Annotated in this window: 20 protein-coding genes; 8 read left to right on the top strand and 12 right to left on the bottom strand. The window is 73.4% G+C overall.

Annotated elements, in window-relative coordinates:
• Positions 1-7 precede the first annotated feature (7 nt).
• Together ACFWIC_RS03140 and ACFWIC_RS03135 are read right to left on the bottom strand one after the other, a co-directional pair.
• The gene (locus ACFWIC_RS03140) at positions 8-901 is read right to left on the bottom strand and encodes a transketolase family protein (protein WP_380361838.1); all 894 of its coding nucleotides are present in this window, start codon (positions 899-901) and stop codon (positions 8-10) included.
• 128 nt (positions 902-1,029) lie between these two features.
• Complete coding sequence (locus ACFWIC_RS03135) at positions 1,030-1,758, bottom strand: transketolase (protein ID WP_380515346.1); 729 nt, start codon at positions 1,756-1,758, stop codon at positions 1,030-1,032.
• A gap of 55 nt (positions 1,759-1,813) precedes the next feature.
• Between ACFWIC_RS03135 and soxR the strand changes: the two genes are divergently transcribed.
• Positions 1,814-2,317 (top strand): redox-sensitive transcriptional activator SoxR, encoded by a 504-nt coding sequence (gene soxR, locus ACFWIC_RS03130; RefSeq protein WP_329952110.1) that lies wholly within the window; start codon positions 1,814-1,816, stop codon positions 2,315-2,317.
• A gap of 100 nt (positions 2,318-2,417) precedes the next feature.
• On the opposite strand, the gene ACFWIC_RS03125 is transcribed toward soxR, so the two are convergent.
• Both ACFWIC_RS03125 and ACFWIC_RS03120 read right to left on the bottom strand, forming a co-directional pair.
• Positions 2,418-2,762 (bottom strand): hypothetical protein, encoded by a 345-nt coding sequence (locus tag ACFWIC_RS03125; RefSeq protein WP_329881882.1) that lies wholly within the window; start codon positions 2,760-2,762, stop codon positions 2,418-2,420.
• 407 nt (positions 2,763-3,169) lie between these two features.
• Positions 3,170-4,012 (bottom strand): oxidoreductase, encoded by an 843-nt coding sequence (locus ACFWIC_RS03120; RefSeq protein WP_380361841.1) that lies wholly within the window; start codon positions 4,010-4,012, stop codon positions 3,170-3,172.
• A gap of 67 nt (positions 4,013-4,079) precedes the next feature.
• Between ACFWIC_RS03120 and ACFWIC_RS03115 the strand changes: the two genes are divergently transcribed.
• Both ACFWIC_RS03115 and ACFWIC_RS03110 read left to right on the top strand, forming a co-directional pair.
• Positions 4,080-4,748, top strand: a complete 669-nt coding sequence (locus tag ACFWIC_RS03115; RefSeq protein ID WP_329952165.1) for a DNA-binding response regulator — start codon at positions 4,080-4,082, stop codon at positions 4,746-4,748.
• A gap of 112 nt (positions 4,749-4,860) precedes the next feature.
• Positions 4,861-5,598, top strand: a complete 738-nt coding sequence (locus ACFWIC_RS03110) for an AAA family ATPase (protein ID WP_380515342.1) — start codon at positions 4,861-4,863, stop codon at positions 5,596-5,598.
• Between the two features lie 153 nt (positions 5,599-5,751).
• Here ACFWIC_RS03110 and ACFWIC_RS03105 read toward each other — a convergent pair whose 3' ends face one another.
• The 6 genes from ACFWIC_RS03105 to ACFWIC_RS03080 all read right to left on the bottom strand — a co-directional run bounded on the left by ACFWIC_RS03105 (position 5,752) and on the right by ACFWIC_RS03080 (position 10,801).
• The gene (locus ACFWIC_RS03105; RefSeq protein ID WP_380515339.1) at positions 5,752-6,360 is read right to left on the bottom strand and encodes a Fic family protein; all 609 of its coding nucleotides are present in this window, start codon (positions 6,358-6,360) and stop codon (positions 5,752-5,754) included.
• Positions 6,347-7,045 (bottom strand): hypothetical protein, encoded by a 699-nt coding sequence (locus ACFWIC_RS03100; RefSeq protein ID WP_329952106.1) that lies wholly within the window; start codon positions 7,043-7,045, stop codon positions 6,347-6,349. Before ACFWIC_RS03100 ends, ACFWIC_RS03105 begins: the two co-directional genes overlap by 14 nt.
• Before the next feature lie 394 nt (positions 7,046-7,439).
• Complete coding sequence (locus ACFWIC_RS03095) at positions 7,440-8,678, bottom strand: hypothetical protein (RefSeq protein ID WP_380515336.1); 1,239 nt, start codon at positions 8,676-8,678, stop codon at positions 7,440-7,442.
• 913 nt (positions 8,679-9,591) lie between these two features.
• The gene (locus ACFWIC_RS03090; protein ID WP_329879170.1) at positions 9,592-9,987 is read right to left on the bottom strand and encodes a RidA family protein; all 396 of its coding nucleotides are present in this window, start codon (positions 9,985-9,987) and stop codon (positions 9,592-9,594) included.
• A gap of 29 nt (positions 9,988-10,016) precedes the next feature.
• Entirely contained in the window at positions 10,017-10,337 is a 321-nt protein-coding gene (locus tag ACFWIC_RS03085; RefSeq protein ID WP_380361848.1) for a hypothetical protein, read from the bottom strand.
• Positions 10,334-10,801 carry an ATP-binding protein gene (locus ACFWIC_RS03080; protein ID WP_380515332.1) on the bottom strand — a complete coding sequence of 156 codons (468 nt, stop codon included), beginning with the start codon at positions 10,799-10,801 and terminating at the stop codon, positions 10,334-10,336. The genes ACFWIC_RS03085 and ACFWIC_RS03080 overlap by 4 nt, the downstream gene beginning before the upstream one ends.
• A gap of 258 nt (positions 10,802-11,059) precedes the next feature.
• Here ACFWIC_RS03080 and ACFWIC_RS03075 point away from each other — a divergent pair, with 258 nt between their 5' ends.
• The 3 genes from ACFWIC_RS03075 (at position 11,060) to ACFWIC_RS03065 (ending at position 12,856) form a co-directional block, all read left to right on the top strand.
• Entirely contained in the window at positions 11,060-11,914 is an 855-nt protein-coding gene (locus tag ACFWIC_RS03075; protein WP_329879173.1) for a helix-turn-helix transcriptional regulator, read from the top strand.
• A complete protein-coding gene (locus ACFWIC_RS03070; RefSeq protein ID WP_380515329.1) occupies positions 11,911-12,120 on the top strand; it encodes a DUF397 domain-containing protein in 210 nt (69 codons plus the stop codon). The genes ACFWIC_RS03075 and ACFWIC_RS03070 overlap by 4 nt, the downstream gene beginning before the upstream one ends.
• A gap of 130 nt (positions 12,121-12,250) precedes the next feature.
• Positions 12,251-12,856 carry a CatB-related O-acetyltransferase gene (locus ACFWIC_RS03065; RefSeq protein WP_380515326.1) on the top strand — a complete coding sequence of 202 codons (606 nt, stop codon included), beginning with the start codon at positions 12,251-12,253 and terminating at the stop codon, positions 12,854-12,856.
• Positions 12,857-12,896: 40 nt separating this feature from the next.
• Here ACFWIC_RS03065 and ACFWIC_RS03060 read toward each other — a convergent pair whose 3' ends face one another.
• Positions 12,897-13,517, bottom strand: coding sequence for an HAD family phosphatase (locus ACFWIC_RS03060; RefSeq protein WP_329879176.1), 621 nt, complete (start codon positions 13,515-13,517; stop codon positions 12,897-12,899).
• A gap of 435 nt (positions 13,518-13,952) precedes the next feature.
• On the bottom strand, positions 13,953-15,284 hold the full coding sequence (locus ACFWIC_RS03055) for an MFS transporter (RefSeq protein ID WP_380515323.1): 1,332 nt from the start codon (positions 15,282-15,284) through the stop codon (positions 13,953-13,955).
• A 58-nt stretch (positions 15,285-15,342) separates the two neighbouring features.
• Here ACFWIC_RS03055 and ACFWIC_RS03050 point away from each other — a divergent pair, with 58 nt between their 5' ends.
• The gene (locus ACFWIC_RS03050; RefSeq protein ID WP_380515320.1) at positions 15,343-15,816 is read left to right on the top strand and encodes a MerR family transcriptional regulator; all 474 of its coding nucleotides are present in this window, start codon (positions 15,343-15,345) and stop codon (positions 15,814-15,816) included.
• A gap of 136 nt (positions 15,817-15,952) precedes the next feature.
• A complete protein-coding gene (locus ACFWIC_RS03045) occupies positions 15,953-16,144 on the top strand; it encodes a hypothetical protein (RefSeq protein ID WP_329952098.1) in 192 nt (63 codons plus the stop codon).
• Positions 16,145-16,281: the final 137 nt, after the last annotated feature.

Below are 16,281 nucleotides of genomic sequence, written 5' to 3'. Positions count from 1 at the left end.
CCCGGCCTCACCAGAGGAACGTGCCGATCCGCTCCCGCAGCGAGGCCGCGTCCAGGCCGTACGCGGCCAGGTGCTCCGGGATCGACCCGTACTGCCGGTGCTCCCTGCGCGGCACGCCGAGGGCCAGCACGCGGTGCGGGCGGTCGGCGAGCGCGTCGTGCGCCTCGTTGGCGGAGGTCCCCGCCAGGTAGGGCTCGACCAGCACCACGTCCGCGTGCTGCTCGGTGGCGGCCCGCAGCCCGGCCGCGTCGAACGGCCGCACGGTCGCCGCGTACAGCACGGTGACGTCCAGGGTGGCGGTGGCCGCCAGGACCGCGTCCAGCATCGGGCCGACCGCGAGCACCACGCCCTTGGCGCCCCGGCGCACGGTGGTGAAGCGGCCCGGTTCGACCGGCACCGCGTGCTCGTTGCGGTGCCCCGAGAGCCGGACGTACACGTTGCGGTCGCCGTCCGCCACCGCGTGCCGCAGCAGCAGCTCCGCCTCGTCCGGGTGGCCGGGCACGTGGACCGTCCAGCCCGGGAGGGTGTCCAGCAGCGCGACGTCGCCCGGCGCCATGTGGGTACGCCCGCCGGCCGGCCAGTCGTACGAGCCGGCCGCGCTCACCAGCACGGCCCCGACGCTCTGGTGCACCAGGTCCAACTTGACCTGCTCGAAGGGGCGTTCCACCAGGAAGCTGGCGAAGGTGTGCGCGATCGGCCGCATCCCGGCGAGCGCCAGGCCGCCGGCCGCGCCGATCAGCAGCTGCTCCCGGATGCCCACGTTGATCACGCGGTCGGGGTGGCGCCGGGCCGCCCCGGTGAAGCCGGCGGCGCTGACGTCGGCCAGGACGACGGCCAATCGCGGGTCGTCCTCCAGCAGACGGGCGGTGAGGTCGACGAAGCGGTCGCGCATGGTGTCCATCGGTCGGGATTCCTTACCGTTCGGGGTGGTTCGGGGCGGGGTCGTTCGGGGCGGGGTCGTGCGGGTGTGGTTCCGGGGGTGCGGAGCGGCGGCGGGTGCGGGGGCGGGGAGGAGGGCCGGGGCGGCGGTCAGGAGTCCTTCGGCTCCACCCGGGCCACCACGACCCGCGGGCGGCCGGGGTGTTCGGCGGTGTACGCCGCGTACAGCGCCTCGTGGTCCCGCCCGTCCACCGTCTCGGCCGACCAGCCCTCGACGGCGAACCGGGCCGCGATGCCGCCCTCCCTGCCGTGCGTGGCGGAGGAGTTGTCGATCACCAGGACGTTCAGCCGGTCCAGCCCGTACGCACCGGCGAAGGCCACCGCCTCGTGGTTCGACCCCTCGTCGAACTCGGCGTCCCCGATCAGCACCCAGACCACCGGGTCGGTGAGCCCCTGGGCACGCAGCCCGAGCGCCGTGCCGACCCCCAGCGGCAGCCCGTGCCCGAGCGACCCGGAGCTGATCTCCACCCCGGGGATCAGCATCCGGTCCGGGTGGTGGCCGAGCGGCGAGTCGTACGCGCCGAAGCTCGGCAGCACCTCCGGCGCGATGAACCCCTTGGCGGCGAGCACCGCGTAGTACGCCATCGGGCCGTGCCCCTTGGAGAGCAGGAAGCGGTCGCGGTCCTGCTCCTCGGCCGTGGCCGGGGAGACCCGCAGCACCCGGTCGTAGAGCACCCAGAGGGCGTCGAGGGTGGAGGTGGCGGCCGGCCCGTGCTTCTCGTCGCCGGTCATCAGGGCCATCAGGCCCGGCAGGTCCGCGAAACCGGCGGTGGGAGTGGTGGTGGCGGTGGGGATGGCGGGGAGGGTGCTCGTCGTCATGACCACGATGCTCCAACTTGAAGTCGACTTCAAGTCAAGCCGCTACAGTGATCCCATGACCGTCAACCCCCCGGGCCGCCACGACCTCCTCACCATCGGCCAGCTCTCCGAACGCAGCGGCCTCGCCACCTCCGCCCTGCGCTACTACGAGCGGATGGGGCTGATCCACGCCACCCGCACCACCGGCAACCAGCGCCGCTACGCCCGCGGCGCCCTGCGCCGGATCGCCTTCGTCCGCGCCGCCCAGCGGGTCGGCCTCTCCCTCGACGAGGCCAAGGTCGCCCTCGACCGCCTCCCCGAGCGCCGCGCGCCCAGCGGCGCCGAGTGGGACGGCGTCGCCCAGTCCTGGCAGAGCCGGATCGACGAGCAGATCGCCGAACTGGAACGCCTGAAGGCCAAGCTCACCGGCTGCATCGGCTGCGGCTGCCTCTCGCTCACCCGCTGCTCCCTCTACAACGCCGGCGACCGCGCCGCCGCCGGCGGCCCCGGCGCCCGCTACCTCCTCACCCGCGACCCCGCCACCGGCCCCGAGCCGGCCGCGCGGGAGCTCACGGAGTGACGACCGCAGGTCGGCCCGCCGACGTGCTGCGCCGCCACCCCGAGCGGGGCGGCGGCGCAGACCGGCCCGGGCGGGCCCGGTCGCCCGGGCCGGTCCCGGGTCAGGCGGTGTAGGTCACCCAACCCTGGATCGGTGTGGTGTTCGGCGGGCAGTAGACCCGCACGTTCATGAAGACCGTGTTCGGGCCGGAGGTGCGGGTGGTGCCGTCGGAGCAGCTGATGTTCACCCACCACTTGCTCGTGCCCCAGGCCGAGCAGGAGATGTTGTAGTACCACTGGTTACCGTCCGAGCCGAAGCTCCCGGTGCTGCAGTTCACGCCCTCGGTCCGGGTCGGGGACGCGGTCCGCGCCTCGGCGGCCGGGGCCGTGACGACGGCCGCCGCCGCGATCCCGGCCAGCAGACAGCCCGCGATCCCGACCCTCTTGCCCCTGGTGTTCCCACGCACGATGGTTCCGCCCTCGTTTGTCGGTGGTGATGTGCCGCTGCGACCCGCGGCCGGACGGCGCTCCGGCGAGGGCGCCCCGCCGGAGACGCCTCGGCGACTCTAGGGAGGGACCGTGAAGTTCCGCATATGACAGGGGAATTGTCGCCAGCACCCGCCGCCGGCTGCCGCGTTCCCCGGCACCGCGCCGCACGGCGGGAACGGGCGGGACGCACCGGGCCGGGCGGGGCGCGCGGGTCGCGCATCCCACGCCCCGCCGCCCGCTCATCGACCGGAAGCCGCCACCGCCCCGGGACCGGCCGCGCGGACGGAGGAACACCCGGATCCGCAGGACCACCCTGCGCCACGGGACCACCCCGAGCCACGGGAGCCCGCGCAGCCGCAGTCCGGGACGCGCCCCGTGCCCCCGGTCAGGCGCGCAGCTCGGCCAGGTCCTCCGCACCGAGCACCAGACCGCCCGCCGCGAGGTTCTCCTCCAGGTGGTCGAGCGACCCGGTACCCGGAATCGCCAGCACCGACGGCGAGGACGCCAGCAGCGCGCCGAGCGCCACCTGCGACGTGGTCGCGCCCACCCGGGCGGCCACCCGGCCGAGCCGTTCGAGGTCGAGCGGGACCCAACCCCCGCCGAGCGGGAAGTACGGCACGTACGCGATACCCGCCGCCTCGCAGGCGGCCAGCAGTCCCGGGCCGTTCTCGAACGAGTTCTGCACCGCCGCGACGGGCGCGACCGCCCGCGCCTCGGCGAGCTGGGCGGCGTCGACGTTGCTCACGCCCAGGTGCCGGATCAGCCCCTGCTCGCGGAGCCCGGCGAGGACCGCGAACCGCTCCGCGATCGACTCGGTGCCCGGCCCGGTCAGCCCGCCCACCCGCAGGTAGACCAGGTCCAGCCGGTCCAGCCGGAGGGCCCGCAGGTCCGCCTCCACCAGGCCGCGCAGGTCGCCGGGCCCCGCCTGCCCGATCGGCACGCCGTCCGGACCGGGCAGCGGACCGACCTTGGTCGCGATCACCAGGTCGTCCCGGTACGGGGCCAGGGCCCTGCGGATCAGTTCGTTCGCGCGCACCGCGCCGCGGTTGTAGAAGCCGGCCGTGTCGATGTGGTTCACGCCCAGCTCGACGGCGCGCCGGAGCACCGCGACACCGGTCGCCGGATCTCTCGGCGGGCCGTCGAACGTGCCGGCGGCGAGGCGCATCGCGCCGAAGCCGAGCCGGTTGACAGGGAGGTCGCCGCCGAGCGGGAACGTCGTGGTCGTCATGCGTGCCATGCTGTCCGCCGCCACGAACCCCGGCGAGACCGTGGCCAGTTGCTGCCAGACTGGACGGATGCGCAACGAGCAGGTGTTCTCGGTCCACGGCGACGCGGAACTGACCGCGCGCGCCGGCCATCTCTTCGAGTCCGCGCAGACCGAGTTCCTGTGCGCGGCCAGGGACCTCCGCACGTGGTCCCGGCCGGAGGCGAGGGCCGCGGTCCGGACCCGGCCGAAGGACACCGCCGCACCCGGCTTCACCACCCGCAAGCTCCTCAGCCCGGTCGCCCTCGCCGACGAGGAGGCCCGCGTCCACCTGCGGCTGGTGCAGGGCGCGGGCGCCCTCGTCCGGATCAGCGGCTCACCGCTGCCGCACGAGACCATCCTCATCGACCGGCGGGTGATGATCCTGGCCGGACGGGAGAACCCCGCCGGCCGCGAGTACACCGTGACCACGTCGCAGGCCCTGATCGACGGCGTGCACGCGCTGGTCCAAGCGGTCTGGGACAGCGCCGTCGACCTCGACGCCTACCTGTCCGGCGACGTCCCGCACCTCGACGCGGACGGCCGCACGATCCTCCGCTCCCTGGCCTCCGGGCTCACCGACGAGGTGGCGGCCCGGCGGCTCGGCCTCTCGCTGCGCACCTACCGGCGGCGGGTGGCCGAGCTGATGGCACGGCTCGAAGCCGGCTCCCGCTTCCAGGCCGGCCTGCGCGCGGGAGAGTTGGGGCTGCGCCGGTCGTAGCCGCCGACGTGCGGCCCCGTCCCACCCCGGAGTGTCGTACCCGCCGCCTAGGCTCGGACGTACGGCCACCGAGCTTCCGACGGCGGTCGGGCACTTCCCGGAGAGGCCCCGCATGATCGTCGAACGCCTACGCGTCCACCCGCAGCTGCTCGGCGCGGACGACCGCGACGCGTGGCCGTGGACGGTCCCGTGCGTGCGCGCGCTCGTCGGGGCGGGGGTCACCCTGCCCGCGCCGGTGACGTTCCTGGTCGGCGAGAACGGCAGCGGCAAGTCGACCGTCGTCGAGGCGGTGGCCGAGGCGTTCGGCCTCGACTCGTACGGCGGGCGCGGCGGTTCCCGGTACGCGTCGCCGCGCGCGAGGAGCGCCCTCGGCGATCGCCTGCGCCTGGAGTACACCCCGCGCGGCCTCGCCATGGCCTCCGGCCCGCGCTCCGGGCGGCGCGGGTTCTTCCTGCGGGCGGAGTCGGCGATGCGGATGATGGCCGAGAAGCAGGGATGGCCCGGCTACTGGGAGGAGCGCACCGACCTGATGAGCCACGGCGAGGGGTTCCTCACCGTCTTCGAGTCGATGTTCCGCGGGCCCGGCCTGTACGTGCTGGACGAACCGGAGGCGGCGCTCTCGTTCACCTCCAGCCTGCGGCTGGTCGCCCTGCTCCAGGAGTTGGGCCGGTCCGGCGCGCAGGTGGTCTGCGCGACCCACTCCCCGATCCTGGCCGCCACCCCGGACGCGGCGGTCCTGGAGGTCGGCGAGCACGGCATCCGGCCCACCCGCTGGCAGGACCTCGCCCTCGTCGACCACTGGCGCCGCTACCTCGAACGCCCGGAGGCCTACCTGCGGCACCTCACCTGACGGCCTCCGCCCCGCTGCCTCACTGCCACACGGCCCCACCGCGCCGCCTCGGCCGTCCGTGCACGGCGGGTGTCCGGGTACGGTGATCGGGCGGGCGTCCGTCCGCGTCGACCACGTGACCTGCCGCCGGGGGGCTGCCGATGCTGATGAACTTCAGCATCGGCGGCGGTTGAGCACGCCGATGAGAGTGGCCAGGTCAGCGACGCCCGCCGGGTCGTCCGCGTAGCGGATTGTTTGGAGAGGGCCGACCTCCGAGAGGACTATGTCCTCGCGGGCCAGGACGTGGACCAAGGCCAGCAGGGCCGAGCGGGCATTGCCGTCGGTGAAAGGATGGAAGAACGCCACGTCGAGGTACGCGCGGGCCGCGCGGGCCGCCAGCGGGAGACCCTGGTCGGTCGCCTCGTACAGGCAGGCGGCGAAGTCAGCCTGGGTCCGTGACGTGAGGCCATAGCGCTCGCGGCCGGCCTTCGCATAGGCGTCCGCCGCACGGAATGGCACCTCCACCCCGCCGAGGACCTCGCGCTGCCAGCTGGCCAGGAGGGCGAAGTCCAGCGGGGCGCGGCGTGCAGCATCGGCGCAGGCCAGAGTGTGGGCGGCGAGCAGGCGCTCGGCGCGGACAGCGTCGCGCTGGCGGACTGGCCCTTCACACCACGCCCGGAACCCATCGCGCGCAGTCAACCCCCGCCGCAGAGCGGGTGCTTGCTGCCAGTCGGTCTCGCGGCGCACGCGCAGCCAGGTCGAAAGACTGTCAATAGCGGTCATGGAGATCCTCCAGGGCCGCCCGCTCACGGTGGTCCCGATAGGGGGCATGGCCGGTCAGGCCGGTGGCGAGGTCCTCGCCGACAGATTCGATCAGCGTCCGTCCAGGGGCGACCCAGCTCTTGAACCGGCCGCCGATCGCGCTCTCCACCGCTTGCTCAGCCTCGGCCTGCCCCATGCCGGTGGTGGTGAGGAACCAGCGCAGGACCCGCGCGGCCTGCCCGTGCCAACCGCCTTCCGCTCCCGAGTCCAGCGCGAGTGTCACGAGCCGGACGCAGGCCCGCTCCAGATGCCAGCTGCGATCCTCGGGAGAGGCTTCTGGTGGCGGCGCCAGCTCCGCGAAGCGCTGAGCCATCCTCTCCAACCACTCCCGCCACTCCAACAGCGCGGCCACGACGCTTGCCGCAGTCTCATCAGGGGTCGTCACCGAGCTTGCCCCGGTGACCCAGCTGCCAATGGGCCCGCCGTACCGGTAGCACCAGTTCCATCCCTGAGCCCAGTTCCCGTACCGCTCCCGGATGATCGCGTCCACCTGGCTTGCACACCAGTACTCGCCCTCCCAGTGACCCCTCATGCCGGAGAGCACGGGTGGCACCCACTCGCGCACCAGCGCGCAAAGAAAGGCTTCCTCGTCGTCGTCCCAGGTGAACGGGTGACGGTCCGGGTCGAGACCCTCCCAGTGGTGCATGCCCGGATCAGGGGCTCGGGGCACGAGGTTCTCGGGGAAGGGCAAGGTGTCTCGGTTGTACGTCAGTGCTGGCCGCTCTTCCGTCCGCTGTGATGGGCTCATCAGTCTCGGCCCACAGACCCCGGGTTGGCGAACGATTTTCCGAGCCGGAACCAGTCCAGCACCCGACAACACACCGAGAGTCGCAGCAACCGACATCGTCAACTGAGACACCCGCCGCGAAGTGCATCTGAGAGGCAACGGCATCTGAGACTTCCACCTGAACCCATCTCACATGCCGTTGCATCCGCGCAGGTCACGGCCTTGCTCATGAGCAAGATCGAATGAGACGGGACATTCAGGTCCGCGCGTTCCCCGCTCCCGTGCCCGGGCCGGGCACGGGAGCGGGACGGCGTCACCTGCGGCCGGTGAGCACCATCGGCTGGTAGGTCGACGACTTCGGGGTGGTGCCGGCGCCCACAGCGGTCAACCGGCCGCCCGGCCCGGCCACCACCGCCTGGTAGGACAGGTCGGAGTAGCCGGGCACGGAGAGGTCGAGCGTCTCCCAGCGGCCGTGGGTGAAGCGCAGGCCGAGCGGCCGGTCCGGCCCGCCGCTCGCGTCCCAGCCGACGGCGGCCATGCCGCCCGGGACGGCGGTGACCGACCACAGCTTGCCGGCCACGCCCTCCGGGGCGGCCACCGTGCTCCAGGAGCGGCCGTCGTAGTGGGCGACCAGCGGGTGGCCGCGGTCCTTGTCGGTGAGGACGGCCCGGCCCACCACCCACACGTCGTCGGGCCCGTTGGCCGCAACGCTCTGGTACTCGCCGTAGAGCCCGGTGAAGGCGGGGGCGGTGACCCTGGTCCAGTCCCGGCCGTCGTAGTGCAGCAGGACGGGCCGGTCGTCGGGGTAGGCGGTGTTCCCGACCGCCCAGACGTCGTCCGGCGCGATCTCGGTGACGGAGCTGAGCCACCAGTCCCCGTCGATCTCGGGAGCGGCGAGCCGGTGCCAGGCGGTACCGTCCCAACGTTCGATCAGTCCGGTGGTCCTGTACTCCACCGATTCGCTCCCGGGGACGGGCCCCGGGGTCCGGGAGGTGACGACCGCCGCACGACCGACCGCCCAGGCCCGGCCCGGCCGCGGCGCGGAGGCGCCGAGCAGATGGAGGGAGCCGATCTCGCCGGGCGGCGCCTCGACGGTGGTGCTGGTCCACGCGGTGCCGTCCCAGTGCTGGGCGAGGATCCGGCCGGTGCGCCGATCGCGATCGCCCACGAGCCAGGCGTCGCGCGGCGAACTGCCCGCCACCGCCGTCGCCCGGCCGATGAAGTCTGTGGTGGGGGCCGGGAGTTCACGCCATTCACCGTTCCCTCCCACCCGCTCCGCGACCACCGGGGTGAACCGCGGCGCCTGGTCGGCCCCGGTGATCCGGAAGCCGGCCGCCCAAGTGGTGCGGGCGTCGAGCTGCGCACCGGAGCTGAGCACCGCGTCCTCGAACGGCAGCTTCGCCGGCGCGAAGCGCGCCCCAGCCCCCCGCGCGCCGTCCACCTGCACACCGTCGGCTTCCGGCGCCCCGGCCGCGGTGGCCCCGGTGGCCGTCGCCGCCGTCAGCACGGTAGCCGCCAGTGCGGCCACGGCCCAGTTTCGTACTCGCCTCATGTGTCGATCCCCAGATTCCTCGGTAGGTGTCGCATCGCGGGGGCGCCATCGGCGTGATCGCGCCCCCGCCTAAGAGAGGCACCAGCCCTGACGATCCGTTACACATCCGCGCCGCTTCCACCGGGGCCGTCGTCGACGGCACCGGGATCGACGCCGGCCCGCCTCCCCGTCGGCGCCACCGTGGTCGGCCCCTCCACCACCGGCGGGCTGTGGCCGCCCACCGCGTGCACGGGGCGATCTCCAAGGCGATGTCCCCGATCCGGAACTGGCGCCGGCCCATCTCCCCGACCGGCGAGCGGCCCTCCGCCACCAGCTCGTCGTACCGCCCCTGCGGAGCCGCACCCACAAGATCCGTCACCGCAGATCACGCACCCGACCGCCCGGAGCCGCCGACTCTCACCATCGGCAACCTGCCCCTTGCCCCGAGCGCAGGATCAGCGCCAAATCCTGCGCAGAGTAGAGGCGCAGGGGAACGGAGCGGCTCACTGCACCGGCGGTCGGGTCGCCACGGGAGCGAGGCCGGGCCACCGGCCCCGCCCGGTCCCTCCACGCCCGGGTCCGGCATCGCCCCGAGCAGAACACCGCCCCCACCAGGCGCCCCACCCCCACCGTTCACGAGGTCCCGCACGCCGGGCACGCCGCCCCCTCTCCGGCCTGGATCGCGGCCCCCCTGGCAGCCGTACGCCCCACCAGTCGCGCGCCCCGCCAGCCGCCAGTGCGCCGAACAGAACCACGCCGAGCCCCAGTCGCCGGCCGGTCGCCACCGGCCGGGCACCGCCGCCCACCCGTCTTGCTCGCCACGGGGCCGGCGTAGAACCCGACCCTCGAACCACAGCTGGCATGCAGGCCGCACACGCAGGCACTCGGCGGCGTCGGCACCTGAGGCCGGCGGCCGACTGGTGGCGGCCGGACGTCAGCCGAGGACGGCGTCGACCTCGATCTCGACGAGCCAGTCGGGGTCGATGAAGCGCGAGACCTCGACGAACGTGCAGGCCGGACGGATCGAGGCGAACCGCTCGCCGTGCGCCCGCGCGGCCTCCTCCCACCGGCTCACGTCCGTGAGCATGATGCGGGTCCGCACGACGTCGTCGAGCGATGCACCCGCTTCCGCGAGGGCGGCCTCGGCGATGTCCAGGCAGCGCACGGTCTGGGCGTGGACGTCGCCCGGGCCCACGGTCGCGCCGTCGGCGCCGATGGGCGCGGTGCCGGCGACCGCGACGTAGGGGCCCTTGCGGACCGCCCGGGAGAAACCGATGCGGGGTTCGAGCGGGGAGCCGGAACCGATGTTCCGTCGCGGGGTGTTGTCCATCGGGCCATACTCCCAGGGACGGGGACGGCCTACCGGGCGGCGCCGGAGGTGTCGGGGGTGTCGGCACCGGGGGCTTCGGCACCGGTCCAGCCCAGGCGCAGGTGGTGCACGCCGTCCGGCAACAGGACCTGGAGCGACAACGGGCCGATGCCGGTGAGGTGTTCGGCGACGAAGCGGTCGGCGCCGGGACCGGTCAGGTAGCGCTCGAAGCGCTCCCACTGCGCCCTGCCGAGCGGGCGGAACTGGAGGGCGAACCAGAGCGCGGAGAGGGCTCCCGGGAGGAGCGGGTAGGTGGTCGGGGGCAGGATGCCGCCGGTGATCTCGGCCGTGACCGGGCGGCGGTCCGTCACGCGGCACACTCGCCGGAGGCGGGAGCGGGCTCGGCGGCGGGGGCGACCTCGGCCCAGACGATCTTGCCGACGCCGTCGCGCGGGCAGCAACCCCACCGGCGGGCAAGGAGCTTGACCAGCAGGATGCCCCGCCCCGACTCGTCCTCCCCGCTGGCGGCGCGGAACACGGGACCGCGCTCCCCACGCGCATCGTGCACCTCGATCCGCGGGCGCCGCCGGTCGACGTGGAGCACGAGCCGGACCCGACGGCCGATCGGCGTGCCGTGAACGACGGCGTTGGTCACCAACTCGGTGACCAGCAGCCGCCCGGTGCCGAGGAAGCGCTCGCCGCCGGGGGCGTCGGCGAGCAACCGTTCGAGGATCCGCCGGGCCTCCCCGGGCGAACGCCGGCTGCGCAGCAGCCAGCAGGAGAGGGAGGAGGCGGGGGAGGCCGGAGAGGCGGGAGAGGGGGAGGTTCCGGACATGGCGGATTCACCTTCCAGGTACAGGGAGTTGAAGGCGTGGTGCTGCCACGAGGACGGCCAGGAGGGCAAAGGAATGCCCGGCGACCAGCCGCCTTGATCACTCAGACGATCCGTCGAGTTACTCTGTGTAGCATGCACCTCAGGATGGATTGCATGCAAGCGCAAGTCGCCAGCAATTGCAGCTTCAGCCATCATGGTTGAGGCTCTGGAAGGGGTGGCAGACTATGCAAGGAACCGAACAGCCAGGGAGTGTGACGAGTGAGCAGTCCGACCGTGCTGCGACGTAGGCTCGGCGGTGAGCTTGGCAAGTTGCGTGCGTCACGCGAGATGAATGCCAAGGATGTCGCCGCGGCCCTCGGCTGGTCCGCCTCCAAGCTGAGTCGCATCGAGAGCGGACTGGTCTCACTACAAGAACGTGACGCGGCGAAGCTGTTGGCCCACTACGGGATCAGCTCACCCGAAGAGGTGAGACAGTTCCTCAGTCTGACTCGGCAGAGTCGTCAGCAGGGCTGGTGGCACGCCTACGGCGATGCATTGCCGGACTGGTTCCGGGCCTACGTCGGATTCGAAACGGACGCCACGAAGATCGTGACATACCAGTGTGAGCTGGTTCCTGGGTTACTCCAGACCGAGACGTACGCCCGACATGTCATCCGAGCGATGAATCCCACGGAGTCCACAGAAGAGGTCGAGCGCCGCGTGGCACTCCGAATGGACCGTCAGCACATTCTCAATCGACAGGATCCCCCGCAGTTCTGGGCCATCATCGGCGAAGCCGTCATACGGCGACCCGTCGGCAACGGGCCAGCCATGGCGGCACAGCTGAGGCATCTCGCGCTCATGGCGGATGAGAAGCCCAACATCACCATCCAGGTCCTCCCGTTTTCAGCCGGAGCACACGCGGCCATGGGAGCGTCGTTCTCTGTGCTGTCGTTCAGCGACATCCCTGGCAGCGTGGCCTACTCCGAGGCAACGACCAGCAGCACCTACACGGAACGGCCGACCGAGGTCGCGCGCCATGAGGACACGTTCCTTCGTCTCATGGCTTCGTCCGTGCAGCCCGAGAAGTCCGTCACATGGTTGAGGAAAGTCGCAGAGGAGTACGAGACATGAAGCAGACCTTCGAACCCATCCAGTGGCGCAAGAGCACCTACAGCAATGGCCAAGGCGACTGCATCGAGATAGCCGACGGTCTCACGGGCCTCATCCCTGTCCGGGATAGCAAGGACCCCGACGGACCGGTCCTCGCCTTCACCCTCGACGCCTGGCGGGCCTTCATCACCGCCATCCACACCGGCGAACTCCCCACCCACACCTGACCAACCCAGCAGGCCGGCCCCCGGTCGGGTGGCACACGAAGGTTACGATCACGGACACGTCGTCCCCGCCCGTGATCGGAGTAGTGCTGCCGTGAGTTCCGCCCTGCCGGATCCTTCGACCCTTCACCCGATGCCCGAGCAACCCCGCGTGGTCCTCCTGAAGCCGCTGGTGACGTCCCCCCTGATCGAGGTCGGCGACTACACCTACTACGACGACCCGGACGACGCCACCGGCTTCGAGACCCGCAACGTCCTGTACCACTACGGTCCGGAGAAGCTGGTCATCGGCAAGTTCTGCGCGCTGGGCACCGGCGTGCGGTTCATCATGAACGGCGCCAACCACCGCATGGACGGCCCGTCGACCTTCCCGTTCCCCATCATGGGCGGCAGTTGGGCCGAACACTTCGACCTCCTCACCGGTCTCCCCGGCCGGGGCGACACCGTCGTCGGCAACGACGTCTGGATCGGCTACGGCGCCATGGTGATGCCCGGAGTCCGGATCGGCCACGGCGCCGTCGTCGCGTCCGGCGCCGTCGTCGTCGACGACGTCCCCGACTACGGCATCGTCGGCGGCAACCCGGCCGGACTCATCCGCACCCGCTACAGCGAACCCGACGTCGCCCGCCTGCTCGCTCTGGCCTGGTGGGACTGGCCGGCCGAACGCCTCACACAGCACCTGCGCACCGTCATGTCCGGCTCCCTGGACGCGCTCGAAGCCGCCGCGCCGAACAGGTGACCGCCCCCTCCGGCGGCGCGCGCCCGGGACGCCCCCCGTCTCACTGCCCCGGCGCCAGACCCAGGATCCCCGCCGCCCGGCTCGCCGCCGCCGGACCGTCGGCGTGCACCGTGGTGATCCCCAACTCCTCCGCCGGAAGGAGGTTCGCGGGGTAGTCGTCCACGAAGACGCAGTCCTCGCCCGCCAGCCCCATCCTGTCCAGCGTGAGGCGGAAGATCTCCGGGTCGGGTTTGGCCAACCCCACGTCCCCGCTGATCACCTGCACGTCGAACAGATCCCACACCCCGGTGGCCACGTACGGGTTGTACGGATCCACCCCGTACGAGTTGGACAGCAGCGCCACCGCCAGCCCCGCCCGTCGCGCCGACTCCACCAGGGCCACCATCTCCGGCACGGCCCGCACCTCCGCGTGGGCCCGGCCCATCAGGTCCTCGTGCTCGATCCCGCCCAGCAGTTCCGCCGTCCGCAGGTTCCACTCCGCCTGCGAGATCCGGCCCAACTCCAGCTCCACGTACAGCGCCCGCCCCGCCGGGTCGTCCACGAGCGCGCGGCGCCACGCGTCCGACGGCAGCCCCTGCCGATCGCACCACGCCCGCACGGACAGTCCGAGCGGAGTGCTCAGCACGCCCGCGAAGTCGACGATCAAACCGCGATAGGCCATCCCGCTCCCCCTGGTGAGTCGTTCCCCCCTCCCCGGTACCCGGCCCCGCGCCGTCGGACTCCACACGCGAGCTCGTCCGTCGGGGCCGGCACTCACGGCCGTGCGCCCATGCCCGGGCACCCGTCGGCTTCCCGCTGTTCGACGCCGCCCGAGCAGCAGCACCCGCGCAGCCTCCAGCCGTTCGCCCCCACCGATCACCCTGATCAGCGCAGGATCCCGCACAGGAGGTCGGACCGGCCGACTACCGGCGCAAGCCGCCTCCGTCGTGCGCTCTGCGAGGACCGACACACCGCCGACGGGCCGCCGTCACCGTCGCTGTGGAGCCCGGCGGGTTGCCCCGGCCACGAACCGTCCGGAAAGACCCCGCACAGGAAGTCGACCGGTCCGACGTCCTGTGCGGGGCGGTACCCGGCGTCCCTGACCGCAGCGGGACCGCTACCGCGTCTCCTGCCTCAGGAGCCCTGCCGGCGACGGGATCCGCCCCCTCGCCAGGGACCGGACCCTCACCACGGCGGCGCCGACCGCTACGGCGGCCATGGCGAGGCCCGCGCCCACCAGGACCTGGCGCGGGCCGAGGACGGCCGTCAGCGGGCCGCCCAGCGCGGTGCCCACCGGGCCCGCCGTCAGCAGGACGGAGGCGCGCAGGGCCAGCACGGCGGTCAGGGCGGCCGGCGGCACACCGTCCTGGAACAGGCTGAGCGCCAGCGCGCTGTACGGCCCGTAGACCACCCCGGCCAGGGCGAAGCCGACGACCGAGGGCCAGCTCGGCCCGTGCAGGGCGAACGGCAGCATGGCCAGGCCGTGGGCGGCGACGATGCCCAGCAGCATCGGCCACACCGGCAGCCGCCGCAGCGCGCCGACGGCCAGGGTGCCGAGCGCCGCCCCCAGGCCGAAGGCCGTCCAGTAGAGGCCGAGGAGCCCCGGTCCGGCGTGCAGGTCCTGCCCGACGAACAGCGGCAGGGCGACCTCCACCGGGCCGTAGAACAGGTTGAACAACCAGGTCAACGCCAGCAGTCCGAGCAGCCCGGGCCGGGTCCGCAGGACGCGCAGGCCCTCGCCCGAGCGACGCGGTCCGGCGGGCGGCGCCACTGCCGCCGCCACGCCGTCCTCCCGGCCCTCTTCCTCCCGGCCCACTTCCCTGCCGTCCGGACGGCCCGAGCGGACGGCCAGGACGGCCAGGACCGCGAAGGAGAGCGCGTCCAGCCCGATCAGCCAGGCCGGGGCGACGGCCACCGCCAGCGCCCCGGCGAGCGCCGGTCCGGCGACGGTGGCGACCCAGGTGCTCGTGCTCAGCAGGACGTTCGCCGCCAGCCGCTGCCCGGGCGGCACGGCCTCGGCCACCAACGCGTACTTGGCGCTGCTGCCCCACGCGTGCAGCAGGGACGAGCCGGCGAGCAGCGCCAAGTAGAGCGCCGGGCCGAGCACCCCGAGCGCCCACGCGAGGGGGACGCAGCCGAGGAGGACGGCCCTGGTCCAGGCGTCGGCCCGGATCAGCCGCCGCGCGGGCAGGCCGCGCAGCCACCGGCCGAGCAGCAGCCCGCCGGCGGCGCCCGGCAGGACGTAGGCGGCGACGGCCGCGCCCACCAGCAGGCCGGAACCGCCGGGCGGGGCCAGTTGCAGCGCGAGCCACGCCACCGCGACCACGCTCATTCCGTCGCCGAGGTCGGACACCGCGAAGGCGGGCAGCAGCCGCCGGAACGGTCCGCGCCGTTCGAACAGCGGCCGGTAGTCCCGGGGCAGCCTGGAGCGCAGGGCAGATGAGATCATGCGGGCCAGGCAAGCGGTTCACGCGCGCTTGAAGTCAAGCCGGTCCGAGAGGAATGCCGTGCGGTACCTGGCCATCGGGGAGCTGGCCCGGCAGGCGGGGCTGCGGCCGTCCGCACTGCGCTACTACGAGAGCCTCGGGCTGCTGCCGGCCGCCCGCCGTGAGGGCGGTCGCCGGGTCTGGCCCGCCGCGACGCTGCGGCGCCTCGCGCTGATCCGGATGTCCCGGCGCGCCGGTTTCACGCTCGCCGAGATCCGCCGGCTCCTGGACGACGCCCCCGACCGGGGCGCCACTCGTCAGTGGCGCGAGCTGGCCGAACGCAAGCTGCCCGAACTCGACCGAATCGTCCGCGAGACGCAGCAGCTGCGCGCCGCCGTCGCCGCCTGTCTCGCCTGCGGCTGCATGAACTTCACCGACTGCGAACTCCTCTCGGCCGCACCGGCCGCACCGGCCGCCGGGTCCGAGCAGGGCCCGGAGCAAGGCCCGGAGCAGCGCCCGAGGCAAGGACCGAAGCAGGCCGGCGCGTCGTCCTGACCGGGCCCGCGAACGAGACCGAACGTTTGTCCGGACCTCCTGTCCCCGCCACTCCGCCGCACCGCCGGAAGACCCGTTCCCCGCCTCCGGGAACACCCCCTCCGGGAGCACCCCCTCCGGGCAACGGACCCCACCCGTGGACCCGCCCGTCGAGCTCGTGCGGGGCCTCGCCGCCGCGCAGGACCGCCCGTTCGCGGTGCTGCTGGCCCGTGTCGTGGACGGGAACCGCGCCGCGTACGGGGAACTGGCCGCGACCCGCTACCCGGGCGCGCCGCTGGAGCTCCTGCCCCTGCTGGACCGCGTCCGCCCGGACGACCCGCCCTCCTGAGCCCCCGCGTCGCTCGGCCCCGCCGACGATCGCGGCCCCGGGAGCGCCCCCGGCCCCCCGGGGGGCCGGGGCGGGGCGGGGCGCCGGGGGCGGGCGGGGGGGCGGGGGCCGCGGGGGGGGGGTGGGGGGGCGCCCGG

It is taken from the genome of Kitasatospora sp. NPDC127035 (genome assembly GCF_042726075.1).
GTDB lineage: Bacteria > Actinomycetota > Actinomycetes > Streptomycetales > Streptomycetaceae > Kitasatospora.
The sequence above is the reverse complement of the archived record's forward strand: the minus strand, read 5'-3'. Positions and strand labels throughout refer to the sequence as shown.

Excerpts from the sequence above, each read along its gene's own strand:
- ACFWIC_RS03140 (WP_380361838.1), bottom strand. The coding sequence starts at position 901 with ATGGACACCATGCGCGACCGCTTCGTCGACCTCACCGCCCGTCTGCTG.
- ACFWIC_RS03135 (WP_380515346.1), bottom strand. The coding sequence starts at position 1,758 with ATGACGACGAGCACCCTCCCCGCCATCCCCACCGCCACCACCACTCCC.
- soxR (WP_329952110.1), top strand. The coding sequence starts at position 1,814 with ATGACCGTCAACCCCCCGGGCCGCCACGACCTCCTCACCATCGGCCAG.
- ACFWIC_RS03120 (WP_380361841.1), bottom strand. The coding sequence starts at position 4,012 with ATGACGACCACGACGTTCCCGCTCGGCGGCGACCTCCCTGTCAACCGG.
- ACFWIC_RS03115 (WP_329952165.1), top strand. The coding sequence starts at position 4,080 with ATGCGCAACGAGCAGGTGTTCTCGGTCCACGGCGACGCGGAACTGACC.
- ACFWIC_RS03110 (WP_380515342.1), top strand. The coding sequence starts at position 4,861 with ATGATCGTCGAACGCCTACGCGTCCACCCGCAGCTGCTCGGCGCGGAC.
- ACFWIC_RS03105 (WP_380515339.1), bottom strand. The coding sequence starts at position 6,360 with ATGACCGCTATTGACAGTCTTTCGACCTGGCTGCGCGTGCGCCGCGAG.
- ACFWIC_RS03100 (WP_329952106.1), bottom strand. The coding sequence starts at position 7,045 with ATGCACCACTGGGAGGGTCTCGACCCGGACCGTCACCCGTTCACCTGG.
- ACFWIC_RS03095 (WP_380515336.1), bottom strand. The coding sequence starts at position 8,678 with ATGAGGCGAGTACGAAACTGGGCCGTGGCCGCACTGGCGGCTACCGTG.
- ACFWIC_RS03090 (WP_329879170.1), bottom strand. The coding sequence starts at position 9,987 with ATGGACAACACCCCGCGACGGAACATCGGTTCCGGCTCCCCGCTCGAA.
- ACFWIC_RS03080 (WP_380515332.1), bottom strand. The coding sequence starts at position 10,801 with ATGTCCGGAACCTCCCCCTCTCCCGCCTCTCCGGCCTCCCCCGCCTCC.
- ACFWIC_RS03070 (WP_380515329.1), top strand. The coding sequence starts at position 11,911 with ATGAAGCAGACCTTCGAACCCATCCAGTGGCGCAAGAGCACCTACAGC.
- ACFWIC_RS03065 (WP_380515326.1), top strand. The coding sequence starts at position 12,251 with ATGCCCGAGCAACCCCGCGTGGTCCTCCTGAAGCCGCTGGTGACGTCC.
- ACFWIC_RS03060 (WP_329879176.1), bottom strand. The coding sequence starts at position 13,517 with ATGGCCTATCGCGGTTTGATCGTCGACTTCGCGGGCGTGCTGAGCACT.
- ACFWIC_RS03055 (WP_380515323.1), bottom strand. The coding sequence starts at position 15,284 with ATGATCTCATCTGCCCTGCGCTCCAGGCTGCCCCGGGACTACCGGCCG.